The following is an 18422-nucleotide window of genomic DNA, read 5'->3' on the forward strand; positions in this document are numbered from 1 at the left end:
GCGATGAACGAGATGAACGAGATGAACGCGAGGAGTGCCCAGAGCGCTGGGGGTGCCCAGAGCTCTGAGAGTGCCCACCGCGCCCACAGCGCCGAGAACCACCGCAAACTCGGCCGTGAGCTGGGCCTGTTCGACACCGACCCGCTGATCGGTGCGGGACTGCCGTACTGGCTGCCCGACGGTGCGGCCCTACGGCACACCCTGGAGGAGTACATCCGGGGCGAGGAGCGGCGGGCCGGCTACCGGCACGTGTACTCGCCGGTGCTCGGCAAGCGTGAGCTGTACGAGATCTCCGGGCACTGGTCGCACTACAGCGACGACATGTTCCCCCCGATGGACCTCGGCGGTGAGCAGGTCGTCCTGCGGCCCAGCCTGTGTCCCCACCACGCGGTGATCTACCGTTCCCGTTCCCACAGCTACCGCGAGCTGCCGCTGCGCATGGCCGAGCTGGGCGGCATGTACCGCTCCGAGCTGTCGGGCGTGCTCGGCGGCCTCACCCGGGTGCGGGCGATCCAGCTCAACGACGCGCACATCTTCTGCACCCTGGACCAGGTCGCCGAGGAGGCCGGGGGAGCCCTGGACATGATCCGTGCGGCCTACCGGGCGCTCGACATCACCCCGGCGCGCTACCGGCTGTCGCTGCCGGGCCCCGGCGGGAAGTACGTCGCCGCGCCCGAGCTGTGGCAGCGGTCGACCGCGCTGCTGACCGAGGTCCTCGACCGCTCCGGGCTGGCCTACGAGCCCGCCGAGGGGGAGGCCGCCTTCTACGGCCCCAAGATCGACGTCCAGGTCGCCGACCACGCCGGCCGGGAGTCCACCCTCTCCACCGTCCAGGTCGACTTCCACCAACCCGAGCGGTTCGACCTGCACTACATCGGCGCCGACGGGGCCAAGCACCGTCCGGTCATGGTGCACCGCAGCATCATCGGCAGCGTCGAGCGGGCCGTCGCCCATCTCGTCGAGCGACACGGCGGCGCCTTCCCCGCCTGGCTGGCACCCACCCAACTGGTCGTCCTCCCGGTCTCCGACGCCGAGCTGCCCTATGCGGCCGCCATCGCCCGCCGCTGCACCCGACTCGGTCTGCGCACCGAGGTGACCGCCGCGGAACACGGCAGCCTCGGCGCCCGCATCCGCCAGTCCCGGCTCGTCCCGTACCAGGCCGTCGTCGGTGCCGAGGAGGCGGCCGGCGAACTGCTCGCCCTACGCCTGCGGGACGGCCGACGGCTCCCCGCACAGCCTGTCGCCGACGTCGTCCACCGCATCGGCACCCTCGTCGCCGCGCACAGCCCTGACCTGTGGGACGGGGAAGCGGCATGACGGGGCAACCGGGCCGGTCCTGACGCGAAGTCGGCTTCCGGCTCGCACCGCGCTGCCGGCGCCGGGTCAGGTGAGGCTGGCGGCCTGCTCCGTGGTGTTCCGGGGGGCGGTCTCGTGGCGGGGCAGCAGCAGCGGGGTGGCGAGGAGGAGGACCCCGGCGGCCGCGATCGCGATGCGGGGGCTGGTGGCGGCGGCCAGCACGCCCCACGCGGCGGTCAGGGCCGCGATGCTGGCGTTGCTGCTGATCGACCATGCGGACAGGGTGCGGGCGACCCGGTCGGGGGCGGTGTGGTCGAGTTGGTAGGTGGCCAGTACGGGGCTGTACACGCCCATGCAGGTCACCAGGCCGAGTTGGACGGCGATGATGAGGACGAGACCCGGGACTCCGGGTTGGACGAACGCAAGTCCGAGCGGCCAGCACGCCCGCAGTCCCCCTGAGACGAGCATCACCCTGTGCTGCCCGTACCGTGCCACGAGCCGGCGTGCGAGACGGGAGCCGACGAGTCCGCCGACGCAGGGGGCCGCGAACGCGAGGCCGTACTGCCAGGGTGCGAACCCGAGCCGGCCCAGCAGGAGTACGGCGAGCAGCGGCTCGCTCGCCATGATCAGGCCGTTGACGGAGATCGTGTTGAGGAACAGGGAACGCAGCGCGGGGTGGCCGAGGATGTGGCGCCAGCCTTCGAGCAGATCGCCCGGGCGCAGCCGCGCCGCCCCGTTCCGTGCGGGGTGGGGTTCCGTGCCGCCGATGGCGCGGATGCCCAGCGCCGACAGCAGGTAGCTGACCGCATCGGCGATCACCGTCGTCACCGGCCCGAACATGCCGATCGCGGCCCCGCCGAGCGGCGGCCCGACCACCGTCGCGGTCCACGTCGTCGACTCGAACCGGCTGTTCGCGACGAGCAGGTCGGCCGGCGGCACGAGCGTCTTCAGGAACGCGCCGCTGGCCGCCCTGAAGGCGATGTTGGCCGCGGCGACGACGACGGAGACCACCAGCAGTTGCACGAAGGTGAGCCAGCCGAGCGCGAAAGCGGCGGGGATGCTCAGCATCGCCGCGCACCGGGCCAGGTCCATCGCGACCATGACCGGCCGCTTGCGGCGGAACTCCACCCACGGCCCGAGCGGCACCGCCAGCACGGCACCCACGGCCCGTCCCGCGGCGGCCAGCGCCGCCACCTGGGTCGGCCCGGAGTGCAACACGAGGATCGCGATCAGGGGAAAGGCGCCGAACCCGAACATGGTGCCGTACGAGCTGACGGCATAAGCCGCCCACAACCACCCGAACCGCCGCCCCAGCGCCACCCGCCTGCCCGCCATACCCCATGCACCTCTCGTCCACCCGAAACCACCCGCACAACCACACGCTGACCACCGGCATCCAAGCGAGGAGTAGACGGCGAGATCAAACAACCGACCTCTGAGGGAAGCACAACCGTCGGTTGTGCCGACCTGCCGGTCGATCAGGATCACGGTCGATGTGGATCGCCTTCGGACCCTCGGAGGTGGGATCCACCGGCGGCCCGCCCTAAGACGGCTGCCGTTGCCGCCCGCCCGGGGTGTAGCCCAACGTGCGGTGGAAGACGTCGATGAACGTGCTCGGGCCGGCCCAGCCGCAGCGGTGGGCGACGGTGCCGACCGGGGTGCCGTCGGCCAGCAGTTGCAGGGCGTGGTGGAGGCGCAGTTGGGTGCGCCATTGCGGGAAGGTCATGCCCAGTTCGGTACGGCAGAGCCGGGACAGGGTGCGCGGGCTGCTGCCGATGCGGGCGGCGAGCCGGTCGAGGGTGTCGGTGGTGGCGGGCTGCCCGACGAGGAGGGCGTGGAGCCTCGTCAGCCGGGGGTCCACGGGGGTGGGCACGTGCAGCGGGCGCTCCGGGGCGGCCCGCAGCCGGTCGAGGAGCACGGCACGCAGCCGGGCGAGCGCGGCACCGGTGCCGTCCGCGTGCCCTCCGCCGTCGTGCCCCGCGTCGTCTCCGGACCAGGACCCGGACCCCGCGTCGTTTCCGGACCCCGCGTGGTCTCCGGACCCCGCGTGGTCTCCGGACCCCGCGTGGTCTCCGGACCCCGCGTCGTCTCCGGAACCGGCCGCCTCTGAGCCCTCGGCGTACGCGATCAGCAGTTCGCGCAGCAGGGGGCCGACGGCGACGACGGTCGGTGTCCGGGCCCGCAGGGGGTTGACCGTCACGGGCAGGCCGATGGTGTGCAGCACGGTGCGGCCGTAGGCGCGGTGCTCGTGCCGGGTGCCGGCGGGCACCCAGATCGCGCGGGTGGCGGGCGCGACCCACACCCCCGCTTCGGTGGTCACCGACAGCACACCACGGCTGGCGTAGACGATCTGGTGGTCGTCGTGACGGTGCGCGTCGATGCCTGCGCCGCTGTCCAGGTGGATGGTGCCGGTGGAGGCGACGGGGCTGTAGCGGGTCGCTCGGTCCGTGCGGGTCGCCCGGTCCGCGCGGGCGGTTCGGGCCGTCTGATCCGTGCGGGCCGGACCGGGTGCCGAGGTGCGACGGGGTGCCGGTGCGTGACCTGGTGCCGGGGCGTGGCGGGTTTCCGACATACATCGGCAGTTTAACGGAACCAAACCCCTCCGGGCTTTCCCAGGATGGCGGTATGACTCCTGCCTGGAACGTCAGCCGGCGCCGGCCGATCGCGGCGATGAGCCTCACGCACGCCGTGGACGACCTGTACCAGGGCGTGGTGCCGGCCCTGATCCCGTTCCTGGTCGCCGAGCGGCACTACACGTACGCCGCCGCTTCGGGGATCACGCTGGCGGCGACGGTGCTGTCGTCCATCACCCAGCCGCTGTTCGGCGTGCTCATCGACCGGCGCCGGATGACGTGGTTGGTGCCGGTGGGTGTCACGCTCGCCGGGACCGGCATCGGTCTGGCGGGCCTGAGCGGCAGCTATGTGTGGACGTGGCTGGCGATCGCGCTGTCCGGGCTCGGCGTGGCCGCCTACCACCCGGAGGCCAGCCGGGCCGCCCGCGTCGCGGCCGGCGGGTCGGCGCAGGGCATGAGCTGGTTCGCGCTGGGCGGCAACGTGGGCTTTGCACTGGGGCCGTTGTTCGCCACCCCGGTGCTGGCGCACGCCGGCGTGTCGGGGACCCCGTTGCTGGCGATACCCGCGCTGCTCACCGGTGCCGCGCTGGTGGTGCGCCGGAGGGCCGGCGCGGCTGCCCGCACCCCGGCGAAGTCGACCACCACCACGCCGGCGCCGGACGACGACTGGCGCGCGTTCGCCTACCTCACCGGCGTGGTCACCTGCCGGTCGATCTGCTTCTTCGGCGTCAGCTCGTTCCTCGCGCTCTACTTCACCCGAAACCTCGGCGCCACCGCCTCGGCGGGCAACACGGCGCTCACCGTCCTCTTCGTCGCCGGTGCCGCCGGCACCCTGCTCGGCGGCCGGCTGGCCGACCGGTGGGGGCGGGTGCCGGTCGTCCGGCTCGGGCACGCACTCGTCGTGCCCGGCCTCGCCGGGCTGCTGCTCGCCCCGAACGCCGGTGCGGGGTACGTGGCGGCCGCCGTGCTGGGCCTGGCCGTCTACGTTCCGTTCAGCGTCCAGGTCACGCTCGGTCAGGAGTACCTGCCGAACCGCGTCGGCACCGCCAGCGGCGTCACCCTCGGGCTGGCCGTCAGCGTCGGCGGCACCGTCGCCCCCGCTCTCGGGGTGCTCGCCGACCACCTCGGCCTGCGTGCCGTCCTCGTGGTGCTCTTCGTCTGCCCCGCGGTCGCCCTGCTGCTCTCGGCCCGCCTGCCGGGCCGCGGCGCCCGCGGCCCACTGCGGTCACCGGCCGTGGCGGGGGCCGCCCCGCCGGCGGAGGGCCGGAGCGATCGCCCCGGGCGCCGGTGAGTTGACTCACCACTGGTACGCCGTGTGCATCTCGTGCGTCGCGGCTTGCAGCGCCGCGGCCACCCGGCGGGTGTCGGTCTCGGTGGTCTGCCAGTTGCTGAAGGCGGCTCGCAGCGCGGGCACGCCGTCGAGGACGGTAGGCGTCAGGAAGGCCACGGGTTCCAGCTGCTCGGCGAGTGCGGCGAGTCGTTCGGCGGTGGGGTCGTCGGCGAGGGTGAAGCAGACGACGTTCAGGCGGACGGGCGCGAGGAGTCGCAGGCCGGGGGTGTCGTCGACGGCTTCGCCCAGGGCACGTGCGCAGCCGATGCACCTCTCCACGATCTCGCGATGGCCGTCCCGCCCGTAGGCCCGCAGGGTGAACCAGGCGGCGAGGGCGCGCAGGCGGCGGGAGTTCTCCGGGGTGAGGTGGACCGTGTCGGGGGTGTCCCCGAGCGGGCCGAGGTAGGCCGCCGCGTTCTGGAAGACGCGTGTTTGCAGGTCGGGGCGGCGGGTGAACTGCACGGCGCTGTCGTACGGGACGTTCAGCCATTTGTGCAGGTCGACGCAGACGGAGTCGGCCAGTTCGAGGCCGTCGACCAGGTGCGCGTGAGCGGGGGACAGGGCGGCGAAGGCGCCGAAGGCGGCGTCCACGTGCAGCCAGAAGGAGTAGCGCTCGCGCAGGGCGGCGATCGCGCGCAGGTCGTCGAAGTCGACGGTGTTGACGGTGCCCGCGTTGGCGACCACGACGCACGGGCCGTCGGCCTCACCCCGGGCAAGGGCCTGCTCCAGCGCCGTCAGGTCGACGGCTTCCCGCCCGGGGCGGGTGGCCACCCGGACCAGGGCCTGGCGTCCCACGCCCAGCATGGCCAGCGCTTTGGGCACGCTGGAATGCGCGGCACCCGAGAGCACCCGTACCGGGCCGAGTGCGCCCACTCCGTGCTCGGCCGGTGAGACGCCCTGCTGCTCTCCGAGCCATTCGCGGGCGATGGCAAGGCCGACGGTGTTGGACATGGTGGCGCCGCTGACGAAGGTTCCGTGCTGCCGGTCGGACAGGCCGAACAGGGTCCGCAGCCAGCCGATCGTCTCGCGTTCCAGGTGCTGTCCCGCGCCGTCCAGGGACGAGAAGGAGTTCTGGTCCCAGGCCGCGGTCATCCAGTCGCCGGCCAGCGCGGCCGGCGTCACCCCGCCGGTGACGAATCCGAGATAGCGCGGTCCGGCGCTCGCCGACAGCGCCGGCTCCCAGCGAGCGGCGAACTCCTCCAGCGCTGCCCGCAGCCCGTCCCCGTGCCCGGGCAACGGGTCCGGTTCCGGCAAGCGCGCCGCGGGAACGACCTCCCGTTCGCAGAGCCCGGCGAGCACCCCGGCAGCGTGCTGCTGCACGGTCTCCAGCAGGTGCGGCAGTCCATCGCGGTCCGCGGCAAGACGAGGGTGCATGGCACGTCTCCGTTCGTGTCGTGTGGTGTCGAGCGTTCGTGTCGTGTGGTCACGACCGTTGATGTGGTGTGGTCTCGACCGTTGATGTGGTCTGGTCTGGTCTCGGTCGTCTGCGTCGTGTGGTCTCGGTCGTTCCTGTCGTGTGGTCTTGGTCGTTCCTGCCGTGTGGTCTCGGTCGTCTGCGTCGTGTGGTCACGACCGTTCGTGTCGTGTGGTCACGACCGTACGGAGCCTGCCGGTCCGATTCCTGGTCCAATCATGGGAAACTGGACCAGTGCGGATAGGGGTAGATCAGCTGGTGCAGGCCCTGGGGCCATGGCGGGACACCGGGGCGCCGCTCGGCTCGGCGCTGGCTCGTGCGGTGCGGGAAGCGCTGCTTGACGGGCGTGTCCGGGCCGGGAGCGAGCTGCCTGCCGAGCGTCGCCTGGCCGCGGCTCTGGGCGTGAGCCGCGGCACGGTGACGGCCGCTCTGGACCGGCTGCGTGACGCCGGATGGGTCCGTACCCGGCACGGCAGCGCCAGCACGGTGCAGCTCCCGCCGGCCGCTGCGGAACGGATCGCGCCGCTCTCCGCGACCGGGGAGGCCGGCTCCCTGGTCGACCTGCGCCGTGCCGTGCCCGCCGCACCGCAGGAGCTCTACCTTGCGGCGGCGAAGCGAGCCGTCGAGCGGTCCGGGTTCCTGCTGGCCGAGCACGGCGAACCAGGACCGGGCATCGCCGAGCTGCGCACGGCGATCGCGGCCAGGTACAGCCGCGAGGGAACCGCGACACGGCCCGAGCAGATCCTTGTCACCAGCGGGGCCCGGGCCGCGCTGACCCTGCTCGCAGCACACTTCCGGCCCCGCGTGGCGGCGGTGGAGATCCCCACGTTCTTCGACGCGCTCCAGGTGCTGCGCGCTCCCGGAACGCGGCTGGTGGGCTGCCACGTCCACACCGACGGCTGGGACCCGGACCACCTTCGGGACTCCTTCACCGCCGCGCGCGGCCACCTCGCGTACCTGGTGCCCGACTTCCACAACCCGACGGGCGCGCTGATGCCCCCGGACACCCGCCGAGCGGTGGCCCAGCTCGCCGCCGAGCACCGGGTGACCCTCGTCGTGGACGAGACCATGCGCGATCTCGACCTACGCGACCAGCCGGACCCGGCCCCGCGCATACGCGGCGCGCTGCTGATCGGCTCGACCAGCAAGTCCATCTGGGGCGGTCTGCGCATCGGCTGGATCCGGGCCCCTGCCTCGCTCATCCACGAACTCCGGCAGCATCCCCTGGCCGGGCCCTTGTCGGCGTCCCCGATGCAGCAGCTCATCGCCGCCGAACTGCTCGCCGACCTGGAACCGGTGCTCAGCCGACGCCGGCACGAACTGCGGCAGCAGCGCGACCACCTCAGCACACTGCTGGCCGACGACGGCCGCTGGCACTTCACCCGCCCGCCCGGCGGACTCGCCCTGTGGCTGCGGCTGACCACCGCACTCGCCGAGACCGTCGTGGAACGAGCCGGCCGGAACCGCGTCGCGCTCGCGGCAGGCCCACGCTTCGCCGCCGACGCCACCCTCATCCATCATCTGCGCGTGCCCTACACGCCACCCCGCCACGTACTCGACCGGATCGCCGCCGTCATCGACGGCGCCTGCTGAGCGGGAGCGCCGGTGGCCCGAGGACGTCCCCGGACCACGTACCCGTGGTGCGGATACGCTCGAGCGCGTGACAGAGACCCCGGACGCCGTCGTGCAGGTTCCAGGAGAGCTGGTCGACACGCAGGTCAGGTACCACGGCGACCGTGGACGGGAGTTCGTCGCCGCGCTGCCGGGGCGTGCCGCGGCGTTCCTCGACCGGTGGGGGCTCCGGCTCGACGGGCCCTCGATGTTCGGGGTGTGCGCGCTGGTGTTGCCGGTGGTGCGGCAGGACGGCACCCCGGCGGTGCTGAAGCTCCAGCAGGTCGACGACGAGACGGTCGGCGAGCCGGCCGCGCTGCGCGCCTGGGACGGTCACGGCGCCGTACGCCTGCTGGAGCACGATGCCGCCACCGGCACGATGTTGCTGGAGCGCCTGACCGCGGCCCGGCAGCTCACCTCGGTCGACGCACGCACCGGCGTGCTGGTGATCGCGGAACTGCTGGCCAGGCTGACCGCCGTACCGGCACCGTCGGGCATGCGGCGGCTCGCGGACATGGCCCGTGACGCCGACGCGCGCTCGCCACGGCTGCGGCAGGTCGCGGATCCCGAGGCCCGCCGGGTGCTCACGGACTGCGCGGCGGCACAGCGCGAGGTGCTGACCGACCTGACCGACCCGACGGACGGCGCCGCCACCGCCACAGACACCGTCACCGCTGCGGGCACCGCCACCGCCATCGCCCCAGGCACCGGCGCCCGCGGCGACCGGCTGCTCCACTGGGACCTGCACTTCGAGAACGTCCTGGCCGCCGACCGTGAGCCATGGCTGGCCATCGACCCGAAGCCGCTCGCCGGCGACCCGGGCTTCGAGCTGTTCCCGGCCCTGCACAACCGTTTCGAGGCGGACGAGGTGGTGTGGCGGTTCGACGCCATGACGGACGTGATGGGTCTCGACCGCGACCGGGCCCGCGGCTGGACGCTGGCGCGGGTGCTCCAGACCTGCCTCTGGGACGTCGAACGCGAGCTGCCGCCGACCCCACGCCATGTGGAGATCGCCCGCCGCCTGCTCGCCGGATGAGCGGACGCGCTGATGGCGGGTGCACGGATGGCGGGTGCGCGGGCGCGCAGGTGAGCGGATGCACGACCCGGCAAACGGAATGTAAGGGATACAGGGGATGTAAGGGGTTTACGGGACCCGGCGTGGCGGACGGCCACGACCGCCGAGTTAGCCTGCCCGCATGATTAGAACCGCCACGCCGGCCGACGTACCCGTCATCCACACCATGATCCGTGAGCTCGCCGAATACGAGAAGGCGCTGCACGAGGCGGAGGCCACCGAGGAGCAGCTGACCGAAGCGCTGTTCGGGGAGCGTCCGGCGGCGTACGCGCACATCGCGGAGGACGGTGAGACCGGCGAGGCGGTCGGCTTCGCGCTGTGGTTCCTGAACTTCTCCACCTGGCGCGGTGTGCAGGGCATCTACCTGGAGGACCTGTACGTACGTCCGGAGCGGCGCGGGGGTGGGCACGGAAAGGCCCTGCTCACCGAGCTCGCCCGGCTCTGCGTGGCGCGCGGCTACCCGCGCCTCGAATGGTCCGTACTGAACTGGAACGAGCCGTCCATCCAGTTCTACCGCTCGCTCGGTGCGCGCCCGCAGGACGAGTGGACGGTCTACCGCCTGACGGACGAGGCGCTGACCAGGCTGGGATCGAGCGAATAGCCCATGCCCGAGTTCACGGAGAACGAGCGCCGGCACATCACCTCGCTGAGAGAGATCGAAAGCTGTCGCGAACTGGATTCCCGGACGAGTGAACTCGAACGTGGCGTACCCCCGAAATGCATCCTTCCCGAGGAGTACGACGAGAGCTGGGAAGGCATCGAGTTCAGCGACGAAATGAAGTCGTCCGCGCTGGGATTCGACGAGGTCGGAGCCTTCTGGAAAACCCGTGAGGATCCGCCGGAGATATGTGGTGAATTCAGTCTGATAAATCTGGACTACGCTCTGACCTCGGAAGATCCTGGTGAGGCGGGGGCCGGCACGGATTTTCAGCGACAGTTCCTCAGGCAGTTGTGTCCGATCGACAGGTCACCGCGTTCGGGTGCGGGGATGCAGACGTACATGCGCATGCAGGCGGGCGTGCCCGAGCTGGAGATCTGGCACAGCGGCCTCTTCAGCGTCGAGGAACCCCCGTACCCGTCCGGATTCGTCAGGCTTGACATCGATTACTGCGAGTATCTCGATGCGCTGCTGCTGACGAAGGGCACCTACGGCTGGCAGTTCCTGTTCGCGGACGTGACCTTGAGCGGCAGGGAACTCTCGGACCAGGCGAAGTACATCCGGAGAATGCTTCAGGTGTTTCCTGCGCTGTTCCCCCAGTACGACTACGCGTCACTCGCCCGACGCTTCGAAGCCCGTCTGTGACCTGCGCCGTCAGCGCACCGGCTCCGCAACCGGCCGTTCCTCGCCGCCCGGCCGTGGCAGGCCCCTGCCGCTGACCATGAGCCCCGCGATCACGGCGCCGATCAGCATGACGGCCACCGCCCACCAGATCGCCGTGGCGAAGCCGTGCACGGTGCCGGCCCGGACGACGGCGGGCCGCTGCGCGGGGGTCCGCAGGTGCTCCGCGATGTACGTGGCGGCCGTGCTGGTCGCGATGGTGTTCAGCAGCGAGGTGCCGATGGAGCCGCCGACCTGCTGCGCGGTGTTGACCGTCGCGGACGTCACCCCGGAGTCCTGCGGTGCGACCCCGCCGGTCGCGGTCGCCATCACCGGCATGAAGGTGAGACCCATGCCGAGGCCGAGCAGCAGCATCGCGGGCAGCAGATGGGTGAGGTACTCGGCGTGCACGGTGAGCTGGGTGAGGATGCCCAGGCCGGCCGCGGCCAGGGTCATGCCGGGCACCATCAGGGCGCGCGGCGAGGTGTGCGGCAGCAGTCGCGCGGAGATCTGGGTGGCACCGACGATGATCGCGCCGGTGGTGGGCAGGAAGGCCAGACCGGTCTTCAGTGGCGAGTACCGCAGGATCTGCTGGAGGTAGAAGGTCAGGAACAGGAACAGGCCGAACATGCCGATGGTGGCCAGGCACATGGTCAGCAGGCAGCCCGCGCGGTTGTGCTCGCGGATGATGTGCAGTGGCAGCAGCGGATGGCGCGCCCGGGTCTGCCACCCGCCGAAGGCGATCAGCAGGAGCACCGCCAAGGTCAGCAGCGTCAGCACGAAGGGGCTGGTCCAGCCATGTGGCTGGGCCTCGCTGAAGCCGTAGACGAGCAGGCCCAGGCCGCCGCAGCCGAGCAGCACCCCGGGGACGTCGAGCCGGGCCTCCGCGTGCCCGGGCCTCTCGTGCAGCAGGGAGAACGCCCCGAGCACCGCTGCGGCGGCGATGGGGATGTTGACGTACAGGCACCAACGCCAGCTCAGGAAGTCGGTCAGCAGACCGCCCGCCATCAGGCCGATCGCGGCCCCGCTGCCCGCCAGGGCGCCGTAGACGCCGAACGCCTTGGCGCGTTCCGTCGGGTCGGTGAAGGTGGTGCTGAGCAGTGACAGTGCGGACGGCGCCAGCAGCGCGGCGAAGGCGCCCTGCAAGGCCCGGGCGCCGAACAGCATGGCGGACGACTCCGCGGCGCCGCCGAGACCCGAGGCGACGGCGAAGCCGATCAGGCCGATGACGAAGGTGCGCTTGCGGCCCACGTAGTCCGCGATCCGTCCGCCGAGCAGCAGCAGGCCGCCGAAAGCCAGGGTGTAGGCGGTGATGACTCACTGCCGGTTGCCGGCGGAGATGTGCAGGGCACGCTGTGCGGACGGCAGTGCGATGGTCACGACCGTCGCGTCGAGGACGACCATGAGCTGTGCCAGCGCGATGACGACCAGCGCCCACCAGCGATGCGGATCCGGTTCCTGAGCGGACTCGTCCCCCTCACCTGATCGGGTGAAAGTCACCTCACCAGGACAACACGGACTCGGGGACGGTCGCAATCGCGACACGCACGAAGCGCCCGACGTTCCTTTGCAGGTGCGCACATTCCGGGTGCGTTCCGCTGGGCCCGCGTGACGTGACTGGGTCAGGTCGTCAGTGGCCGGGGCGTCAGTGGCCGGGTTGCCGGTGGCCGGGTTGTCAGTGGCGAGGGGCAGCATGGGGCGGGACAGCATGCGGCGTGGGGAGGAGCCGGGGGCCTGGGGCAGGGGCCAGGGGGCGGGCCCGGGATGCGGTGACGAGCGAAAGGCGTGAGGGATGGCGAAGACGGCTGGTGAGGCAAGGACGTCCGGTGCGGCAAGGGCGTCCGGCGGGGCGAAGGCGGCCGGTGCGGCGAAGGTGAAGGCGGCGCGGCGGCCGGAGCTGCGGTTGCCGCCGCTGGTTCCGTGGACTGGACGGGGCCTGGAGCCGGACGGTGACTACGACGGCGTGACGTTCGACGGCTTGGACCTCGCCGAGCAGGACGCGGGCGGCGCGCGGTTTCTGGACTGCGCCCTGGCGGACTGCGCTCTGGACGGGCTCCGGCTCACCCACGCCCGGCTGCTCGACTCCCGGCTGACCGCGCCCCGGGGCGTCGGCACGGATCTGGCGGAGGCCACGCTGCGGGACGTCGAGCTGCTGGAGGCCCGGCTGGGCGGGGTGCAGCTGCACGGCGCGATGCTGGAACGTGTGGTGGTACGCGGCGGCAAGATCGACTACCCGAATCTGCGGGCCGCGCGGTTGCGGGACGTGGTCTTCGAGGGCTGCGTCCTGGTGGAGCCGGACTTCGGCGGGGCCCGTCTCGAGCGAGTCGAGTTCCGGGACTGCACCCTGAAGGGCGCCGACTTCACCGCCGCCACGATGGCCGACGTGGACCTGCGGGGCGCCGCCCTCCTCGACATCGCCCGGGGCATCGACCGGCTCGCCGGAGCCGTGATCAGTCCCACCCAACTGCTCGACCTCGCCCCGGCGCTGGCGGCGCAGATCGGGGTGCGGGTGGTGGAGGGGTAGGCGGCGGCAGGCCGTGCCGCGGGGGCGCGGGCAAGGGGTGTCCCGGGCGCCTCACACCCGGGGGAAGCGGGCCTGGAGTTGCCAGACGGCGGGGTTCTCGCCGAGGTCCTCGTGCAGGTCTACGAGGTCGGCGAGCAGATCGTGCAGGAAGTCCCGGGATTCTCGGCGCAGTTCGGTGTGAGAGAAAGTGAGCGGGGGCTCCCCGGCCGGTGACCAGTCGGCCCGGATGTCGACGAATCCGAAGCGCCGCTCGAAGCGCATCAGCTCCGTGGATTCGGTGAAGTCCAGCTCGGCACGGTAGGGGCCGGCGGCCCGGCTGCCGCGCGGATCACGGTCCAATCGCTCGACGATGTCGCACAGCGCCCACGCGAAGTCCAGCACCGGCACCCATCCCCAGGCTGTGGACAACTCCCGGTCGGCCACGGTGTCGGCGAGGTAGACATCCCCGCAGAACAGGTCGTAGCGCAGTGCGCGGTTGTCCGCGCGCCGGTAGTCGGCGGCCGGAGGGTCCGGGAAACGGGTGGAGAGCGCGTAGCCGATGTCGAGCACGCGCCGATGGTGTCACGGGCGGTGGCCGCACCTACGGGCCGCACCTACGCTTCGGTGCATGCGCGGCGGTGCATGCGCGCGCGAGCGTGGTTCGGCCGGTCACCGGGTGCCCGCCGGTACGAGACCGGAGGGCACCCGGAGCCGGGAAGAACGCCGGCCGACCGCGTGGCCGGCGGTTGGCGGCCGTCAGACGTTGACGCCGAAGTCCTGGGCGATGCCGACCAGGCCGGAGGCGTAACCCTGGCCCACGGCGCGGAACTTCCACTCCGCGCCGTTGCGGTACAGCTCGCCGAAGACCATGGCGGTCTCGGTGGCGGCGTCCTCGCTCAGGTCGTAGCGGGCGATCTCGGAACCGCCGGCCTGGTTGACGATGCGGATGTAGGCGTTGCGGACCTGGCCGAAGTTCTGGCCGCGGTTCTCGGCGTCGTAGATGGAGACGGGGAAGACGACCTTGTCCACGTCGGCGGGCAGGCCGGCGAGGTTGACGTTGATCGCCTCGTCGTCGCCCGCGCCCTCGCCGGTGCGGTTGTCACCGGTGTGGACGATGGTCTGGTCGGGGGTCTGCTTGTTGTTGAAGAAGACGAAGTGGCCGTCCGAGTAGACCTTGCCCTGCGTGTTCACCGCGATCGCGGAGGCGTCGAGGTCGAAGTCGGTTCCGGTGGTGGTGCGGACGTCCCAGCCGAGGCCCACCGTGACGGCGGTCAGGCCCGGTGCCTCCTTGGTGAGCGAGACGTTGCCGCCTTTGGACAGGCTTACAGCCATTTCGGGAAGTCCCTTCTGCGTCGGATGCATGGAGTCGGATGGATGGGTGGTGGGTGGCGATCCGGTGGGTGCGTGACGTCGGTACGCCACGCGTGAGCGCGTCACACGCGCCGTCAGATGCGCCCGTGTCGCGCCGCGTCGCCTGCCTGCCACTTGGCCGCTGACCGTCCCCGTGGTGAGGACGACGCTACGTCATCCCTGTCATCCCTAGGAACGCCGTTCGCAGCCCGCAGGGTTCCCAGCGCTTTTACTTTCTTTGCCAAACCTTTCTGCTTCCGTACATGTCTTCGAGAAGTGATGGGAGGGGCCACGGGGACGGATGGTCATCGGCGCACGGAAGGCGGCGGGAGGACGACGGGAGGATCCGTGGCGGAAGCGGCGGGGGAAGCGCTGGGGAAGCAGTGGGGGAAATCCGGATGACGCGGGGCGCCGTGCGAGGGAGCATGGCTGTCATGTCCGGTCCGTATGTCATCCGCGGCTCCGTCTCGTTGCCCGAGGCCGAGCTCATGTGGCGTTTCTCCAGGTCGTCGGGGCCGGGCGGGCAGCACGTGAACACCAGCGACTCCCAGGTGGAGCTCCGCTTCGACCTGGCGGGCACGCAGGCGTTGCCGCCGGTCTGGAAGGACCGCGCGTTGCAGCGGCTCGCCGGCCGCCTGGTCGACGGCGTGATCGCGGTACGGGCCTCCGAGCACCGCTCCCAGTGGCGCAACCGCGAGACGGCGGCCGTCCGCCTCGCCGCCCTGCTGGCCGAGGCGACGGCGCCGCCGCCGCGGCCCCGCAAGGCGACCCGCATGCCCCGCTCGATCAACGAGCGGCGGCTGCGCGAGAAGAAGCAGCGCGCGGAGACCAAGCGCGGTCGCTCCGGCCGCTGGGACTGACCCCACCCGGTCAGGGTCTTAGGTCAATCCCCGGTACCGGCCACGGAAATACGCCAACGGCGCCGGATCCGCTGCCGGTAGCGCCGTGGTGAGGACCTGGGCGATGAGCAGCACATGGTCGCCGGCCGTGACGCGCTGCTCCGTGCGGCACTCCAGCGTGGCCAGCGTCCCGTCCAGGAGGGGCGCGCCGGAGATCTCGCCGCGTGCGCACGCCAGGTCCCGGAAGAGCAGCCGATCGCTGACACGGCCCTTCATGGCGAACCGGTCCGCGATGTGCCGCTGGTTCTCGGCGAGCACGGAGACCGCCCACAGGGGCTGCTCGGTCAGCACGTCGTCCATGCGGGAGCCGGCGCGCACGCTGAGCAGGACCAGGGGCGGGTCGAGCGAGAGGGACATGAAGGCCGTCGCCGTCATGCCGGCGTCCTCGCCGCCGGGCCCCTCCGGATCGAGGGGCGGCTCCTGCGCGGTGACCAGCACCACACCGGCGGCGAGCCGCGACATGGCGGCACGGAACTCGTCGTTGCTCACTCCCTCAGCATGCCCGCCCGGGCGGGCCGGGTGCGGCGGGGGTGACGCGGATTCCTGACTCGCTGGCACGTTCGGCACCTCGTCACGCTAACCGCGCCCCCGGCGCCCCCGCATCGGACCACCGCCCGAACCGAGTCCTAAGTCCCCTGCCCGACGCCACCCGTCCTCGTTCCCGCGCCCGACGCCCCCCGTCCTCGTCCCCATACCGGACCGCCACCACCCGCTCCCGTCACGGCCGCTCCCACCAGCTCCCAGGAGCCCCACCGTCCCCAGCTGCCACCCACGTCCCGAGCCGCCGCCCGCACCCGGAGTCGCCCCCTCGCGTCCCGAACCGCCCCCCACACCCCAACATCCGAACACCCTCGGCGCTCACCCCAGCCCCCGAACTCACCCGCGCAGCCCCCCGCGCCCGCCCCCGCATGCCCGCTCCACAGCCGCGCCCCGCTGCATACGCCACCCCGACCCGCGCTCCGATTTGCGTTCAGGAAACACACGGTGCAATCGCGAGAAACGCCGGCAACCCTTCACATTCTGCTGTGACTTGAGTCACACGGGCCCTTTTTTGTTGACCCTGTGTACCGAGTGAGCAGCTCGCTGTGATTCAGTGACGGGGATGCTGCGATACGTAGGCTGGGGGCTTCGCAGACCGTGTGTTGTCGGGCAGGGCCCGGAGAGCGCGGGCACTCGCGCCGCCCGCCGCACGTACGCCGATGACACAGGCTGACCTATCCGGAGTAGCTGTCGAGAGTCGGGGAGGGCGACATGGATACGGAATCCGAGCCGTACGTCCGCCTGACGACCCTGCGGCAGTTGCACCAGGTCATGGCTGACATGAACACCGCCCGCAGCCTCGCCGACACCCTCCAGACCGTCGCCGACGGCGTGGTGACCGGTCTCGGCTACGACCTGGCCTGGATCAACCTCGTCCGACCCGACGGTGACCTGGTCGTCGCCGCGCTCGCCGGAGACTCCGCCGCCGAGGCCCTGATGACCGGCCGGGTCGGCTCCCGGCTCGGCTGGGAGCGCCGGCTGTCCATGGGCGAGGCCTGGGGCGCCCTGCGGTTCATCCCGCACACCGAGAGCTGGATCCTCGAGAACGACGACGTGCCCCAGTGGTACACGGACGGCCCCGAGCCCCGCTTCGAGGACGAGTGGCACCCCGCCGACCGCCTCTTCGCGCCCCTCTTCGCGCCGGGCGCCCCCGGCTCGGCCCCCGGCACCTCCGGCGGCGAGCTGCTGGGCGTGATCTCCGTCGACCGCCCGCGCAACGGCCGCCGCCCGGGCCCCTGGGGGCGTGAAGCGCTCCAGATGTACGCCTTCCAGGCCGCCATCGCGATCAGCAACGCCCGGCTGCGCGCCAACATGCAGCGCGCCCTGGTCCGCCTGGAGCGCGAGCAGCAGGCCCTGCGCGCCAGCGAGGAGTCCTTCCGGCAGGCCTTCGAGTACGCCCCCTCCGGCATGGCGATCGCCGAGATGGGCGGCGACCAGCACGGCCGCATCCTGCGGGCCAACGACGCGCTGTGCCGCCTGCTGGCCCGCCCGGCGTCCATGATGCGCCGCTACTCGTTCTCCGACCTCGTCCACCCCGAGGACATCGGCACCCTGCTGCGTACCTCGGCCGAAGGCGGCCGCGCCGAGCTCCGCCTGGCCCGCCGCGACGGCAGCTTCATGTGGGTCTCGTTGCGCAACTCCGTCGTCGCCGACGCCACCGACGGACCCCGCTTCCTGCTCACCCACGTCGAGGACATCGAGGAACGCAAGCGCCGCGAGCTCCAGCTGGCGCACCGCGCCTCCCACGACTCCCTCACCGGCCTGCCCAACTCGGCGGAGCTGCGCTCCCGGCTCGCCGCCCGGCTCTGCTCGCGGCCCCAGAGCCGCCCGCTGACCGACATAGACGCCGTCGACGCCGCCTACGGCGGCACGCTCGCCGGACTGCCCTACGACGCCGACGAGCCGGTGTCCGTCGTCGACCCGGGCGGCAGCGCCTACGACCACCATGTGCACACCATCGCCCCGACCGAGGGCGACGAGGAGGCCGACGACGGCACCAAGGGCCTCGCCGTCCTCTTCTGCGACCTGGACGGCTTCAAGTCGATCAACGACCGCTTCGGCCACCACACCGGTGACGCCGTCCTCATCGAGGTCGCCCGCCGCCTGACCAGCGGCGTACGCGACGGCGACACCGTCGCCCGACTCGGCGGCGACGAGTTCGTGGTACTCGCCGACGGCCTCGGCCGCGCCGACGCCCAGGACCTCGCCGTCCGCCTGCGCAACGCGATCATCCCCCCGATCCGGGTGGACGGCAGAGCGGTGCGGGTCGGCGCCAGCTTCGGCATCGGATGGGCACACTGCGGCATGTCAGCGGACGAAGTGTTGAAATCAGCTGACCAACGGATGTACATCGAAAAGCGTTCGCGTGCGAAACAGCACAGACGGGCTGGATAACCGCAGGTCAGGATGGAAGCAAGGACTTTCGGGCCAGATCCGGCGGCCTTGATGGGCGGCGGATGCGGGTAGGCTCGGCAGTTCCGAGGACGAAGCACAGAGCGACTGTGCAGACGAAG

Annotated in this window: 15 protein-coding genes and 1 pseudogene; 9 read left to right on the forward strand and 7 right to left on the reverse strand. The window is 71.8% G+C overall.

The window, feature by feature from the left end; translation table 11 throughout:
* The first annotated feature begins 3 nt into the window (after window positions 1-3).
* Window positions 4-1317: a threonine--tRNA ligase gene (gene thrS, locus NQO67_RS35270; RefSeq protein ID WP_255954508.1), complete on the forward strand. Its 1314-nt coding sequence runs from the start codon at window positions 4-6 to the stop codon at window positions 1315-1317.
* Window positions 1318-1383: 66 nt separating this feature from the next.
* Here thrS and NQO67_RS35275 read toward each other — a convergent pair whose 3' ends face one another.
* Together NQO67_RS35275 and NQO67_RS35280 are read right to left on the reverse strand one after the other, a co-directional pair.
* Complete coding sequence (locus NQO67_RS35275) at window positions 1384-2631, reverse strand: MFS transporter (RefSeq protein WP_255954509.1); 1248 nt, start codon at window positions 2629-2631, stop codon at window positions 1384-1386.
* Between the two features lie 208 nt (window positions 2632-2839).
* A complete protein-coding gene (locus tag NQO67_RS35280; RefSeq protein WP_255954510.1) occupies window positions 2840-3868 on the reverse strand; it encodes an AraC family transcriptional regulator in 1029 nt (342 codons plus the stop codon).
* Between the two features lie 53 nt (window positions 3869-3921).
* On the opposite strand from NQO67_RS35280, the gene NQO67_RS35285 reads away from it, so the two are divergent.
* Window positions 3922-5160: an MFS transporter gene (locus NQO67_RS35285; protein WP_255954511.1), complete on the forward strand. Its 1239-nt coding sequence runs from the start codon at window positions 3922-3924 to the stop codon at window positions 5158-5160.
* A gap of 6 nt (window positions 5161-5166) precedes the next feature.
* Here the strand turns inward: NQO67_RS35285 and NQO67_RS35290 are convergent, their stop codons facing one another.
* On the reverse strand, window positions 5167-6573 hold the full coding sequence (locus tag NQO67_RS35290; RefSeq protein ID WP_255954512.1) for a pyridoxal phosphate-dependent decarboxylase family protein: 1407 nt from the start codon (window positions 6571-6573) through the stop codon (window positions 5167-5169).
* 274 nt (window positions 6574-6847) lie between these two features.
* On the opposite strand from NQO67_RS35290, the gene NQO67_RS35295 reads away from it, so the two are divergent.
* The 4 genes from NQO67_RS35295 (at window position 6848) to NQO67_RS35310 (ending at window position 10602) form a co-directional block, all read left to right on the forward strand.
* Complete coding sequence (locus NQO67_RS35295) at window positions 6848-8206, forward strand: aminotransferase-like domain-containing protein (protein WP_255954513.1); 1359 nt, start codon at window positions 6848-6850, stop codon at window positions 8204-8206.
* 67 nt (window positions 8207-8273) lie between these two features.
* Complete coding sequence (locus tag NQO67_RS35300) at window positions 8274-9260, forward strand: aminoglycoside phosphotransferase family protein (RefSeq protein WP_255954514.1); 987 nt, start codon at window positions 8274-8276, stop codon at window positions 9258-9260.
* A 160-nt stretch (window positions 9261-9420) separates the two neighbouring features.
* Window positions 9421-9900 (forward strand): GNAT family N-acetyltransferase, encoded by a 480-nt coding sequence (locus tag NQO67_RS35305; RefSeq protein WP_255954515.1) that lies wholly within the window; start codon window positions 9421-9423, stop codon window positions 9898-9900.
* A gap of 3 nt (window positions 9901-9903) precedes the next feature.
* Window positions 9904-10602, forward strand: a complete 699-nt coding sequence (locus NQO67_RS35310) for a hypothetical protein (RefSeq protein ID WP_255954516.1) — start codon at window positions 9904-9906, stop codon at window positions 10600-10602.
* 9 nt (window positions 10603-10611) lie between these two features.
* Here the strand turns inward: NQO67_RS35310 and NQO67_RS35315 are convergent.
* Window positions 10612-12117: pseudogene (locus NQO67_RS35315) on the reverse strand (MFS transporter).
* Window positions 12118-12409: 292 nt separating this feature from the next.
* Here NQO67_RS35315 and NQO67_RS35320 point away from each other — a divergent pair.
* Complete coding sequence (locus tag NQO67_RS35320) at window positions 12410-13141, forward strand: pentapeptide repeat-containing protein (RefSeq protein ID WP_255954517.1); 732 nt, start codon at window positions 12410-12412, stop codon at window positions 13139-13141.
* A 51-nt stretch (window positions 13142-13192) separates the two neighbouring features.
* Here the strand turns inward: NQO67_RS35320 and NQO67_RS35325 are convergent, their stop codons facing one another.
* Both NQO67_RS35325 and NQO67_RS35330 read right to left on the reverse strand, forming a co-directional pair.
* The gene (locus tag NQO67_RS35325) at window positions 13193-13690 is read right to left on the reverse strand and encodes a hypothetical protein (RefSeq protein ID WP_255954518.1); all 498 of its coding nucleotides are present in this window, start codon (window positions 13688-13690) and stop codon (window positions 13193-13195) included.
* Between the two features lie 186 nt (window positions 13691-13876).
* Window positions 13877-14452 carry a TerD family protein gene (locus tag NQO67_RS35330; RefSeq protein ID WP_255954519.1) on the reverse strand — a complete coding sequence of 192 codons (576 nt, stop codon included), beginning with the start codon at window positions 14450-14452 and terminating at the stop codon, window positions 13877-13879.
* Between the two features lie 443 nt (window positions 14453-14895).
* On the opposite strand from NQO67_RS35330, the gene arfB reads away from it, so the two are divergent.
* On the forward strand, window positions 14896-15330 hold the full coding sequence (arfB, locus tag NQO67_RS35335; protein WP_255954520.1) for an alternative ribosome rescue aminoacyl-tRNA hydrolase ArfB: 435 nt from the start codon (window positions 14896-14898) through the stop codon (window positions 15328-15330).
* An 18-nt stretch (window positions 15331-15348) separates the two neighbouring features.
* Here the strand turns inward: arfB and NQO67_RS35340 are convergent, their stop codons facing one another.
* Window positions 15349-15936 carry a flavin reductase family protein gene (locus tag NQO67_RS35340; protein ID WP_308295726.1) on the reverse strand — a complete coding sequence of 196 codons (588 nt, stop codon included), beginning with the start codon at window positions 15934-15936 and terminating at the stop codon, window positions 15349-15351.
* 684 nt (window positions 15937-16620) lie between these two features.
* Between NQO67_RS35340 and cdgB the strand changes: the two genes are divergently transcribed.
* On the forward strand, window positions 16621-18303 hold the full coding sequence (cdgB, locus tag NQO67_RS35345) for a diguanylate cyclase CdgB (protein WP_255954522.1): 1683 nt from the start codon (window positions 16621-16623) through the stop codon (window positions 18301-18303).
* Window positions 18304-18422: the final 119 nt, after the last annotated feature.

The organism is Streptomyces odontomachi (assembly GCF_024435355.1).
Classification (GTDB): Bacteria; Actinomycetota; Actinomycetes; order Streptomycetales; family Streptomycetaceae; genus Streptomyces; species Streptomyces odontomachi.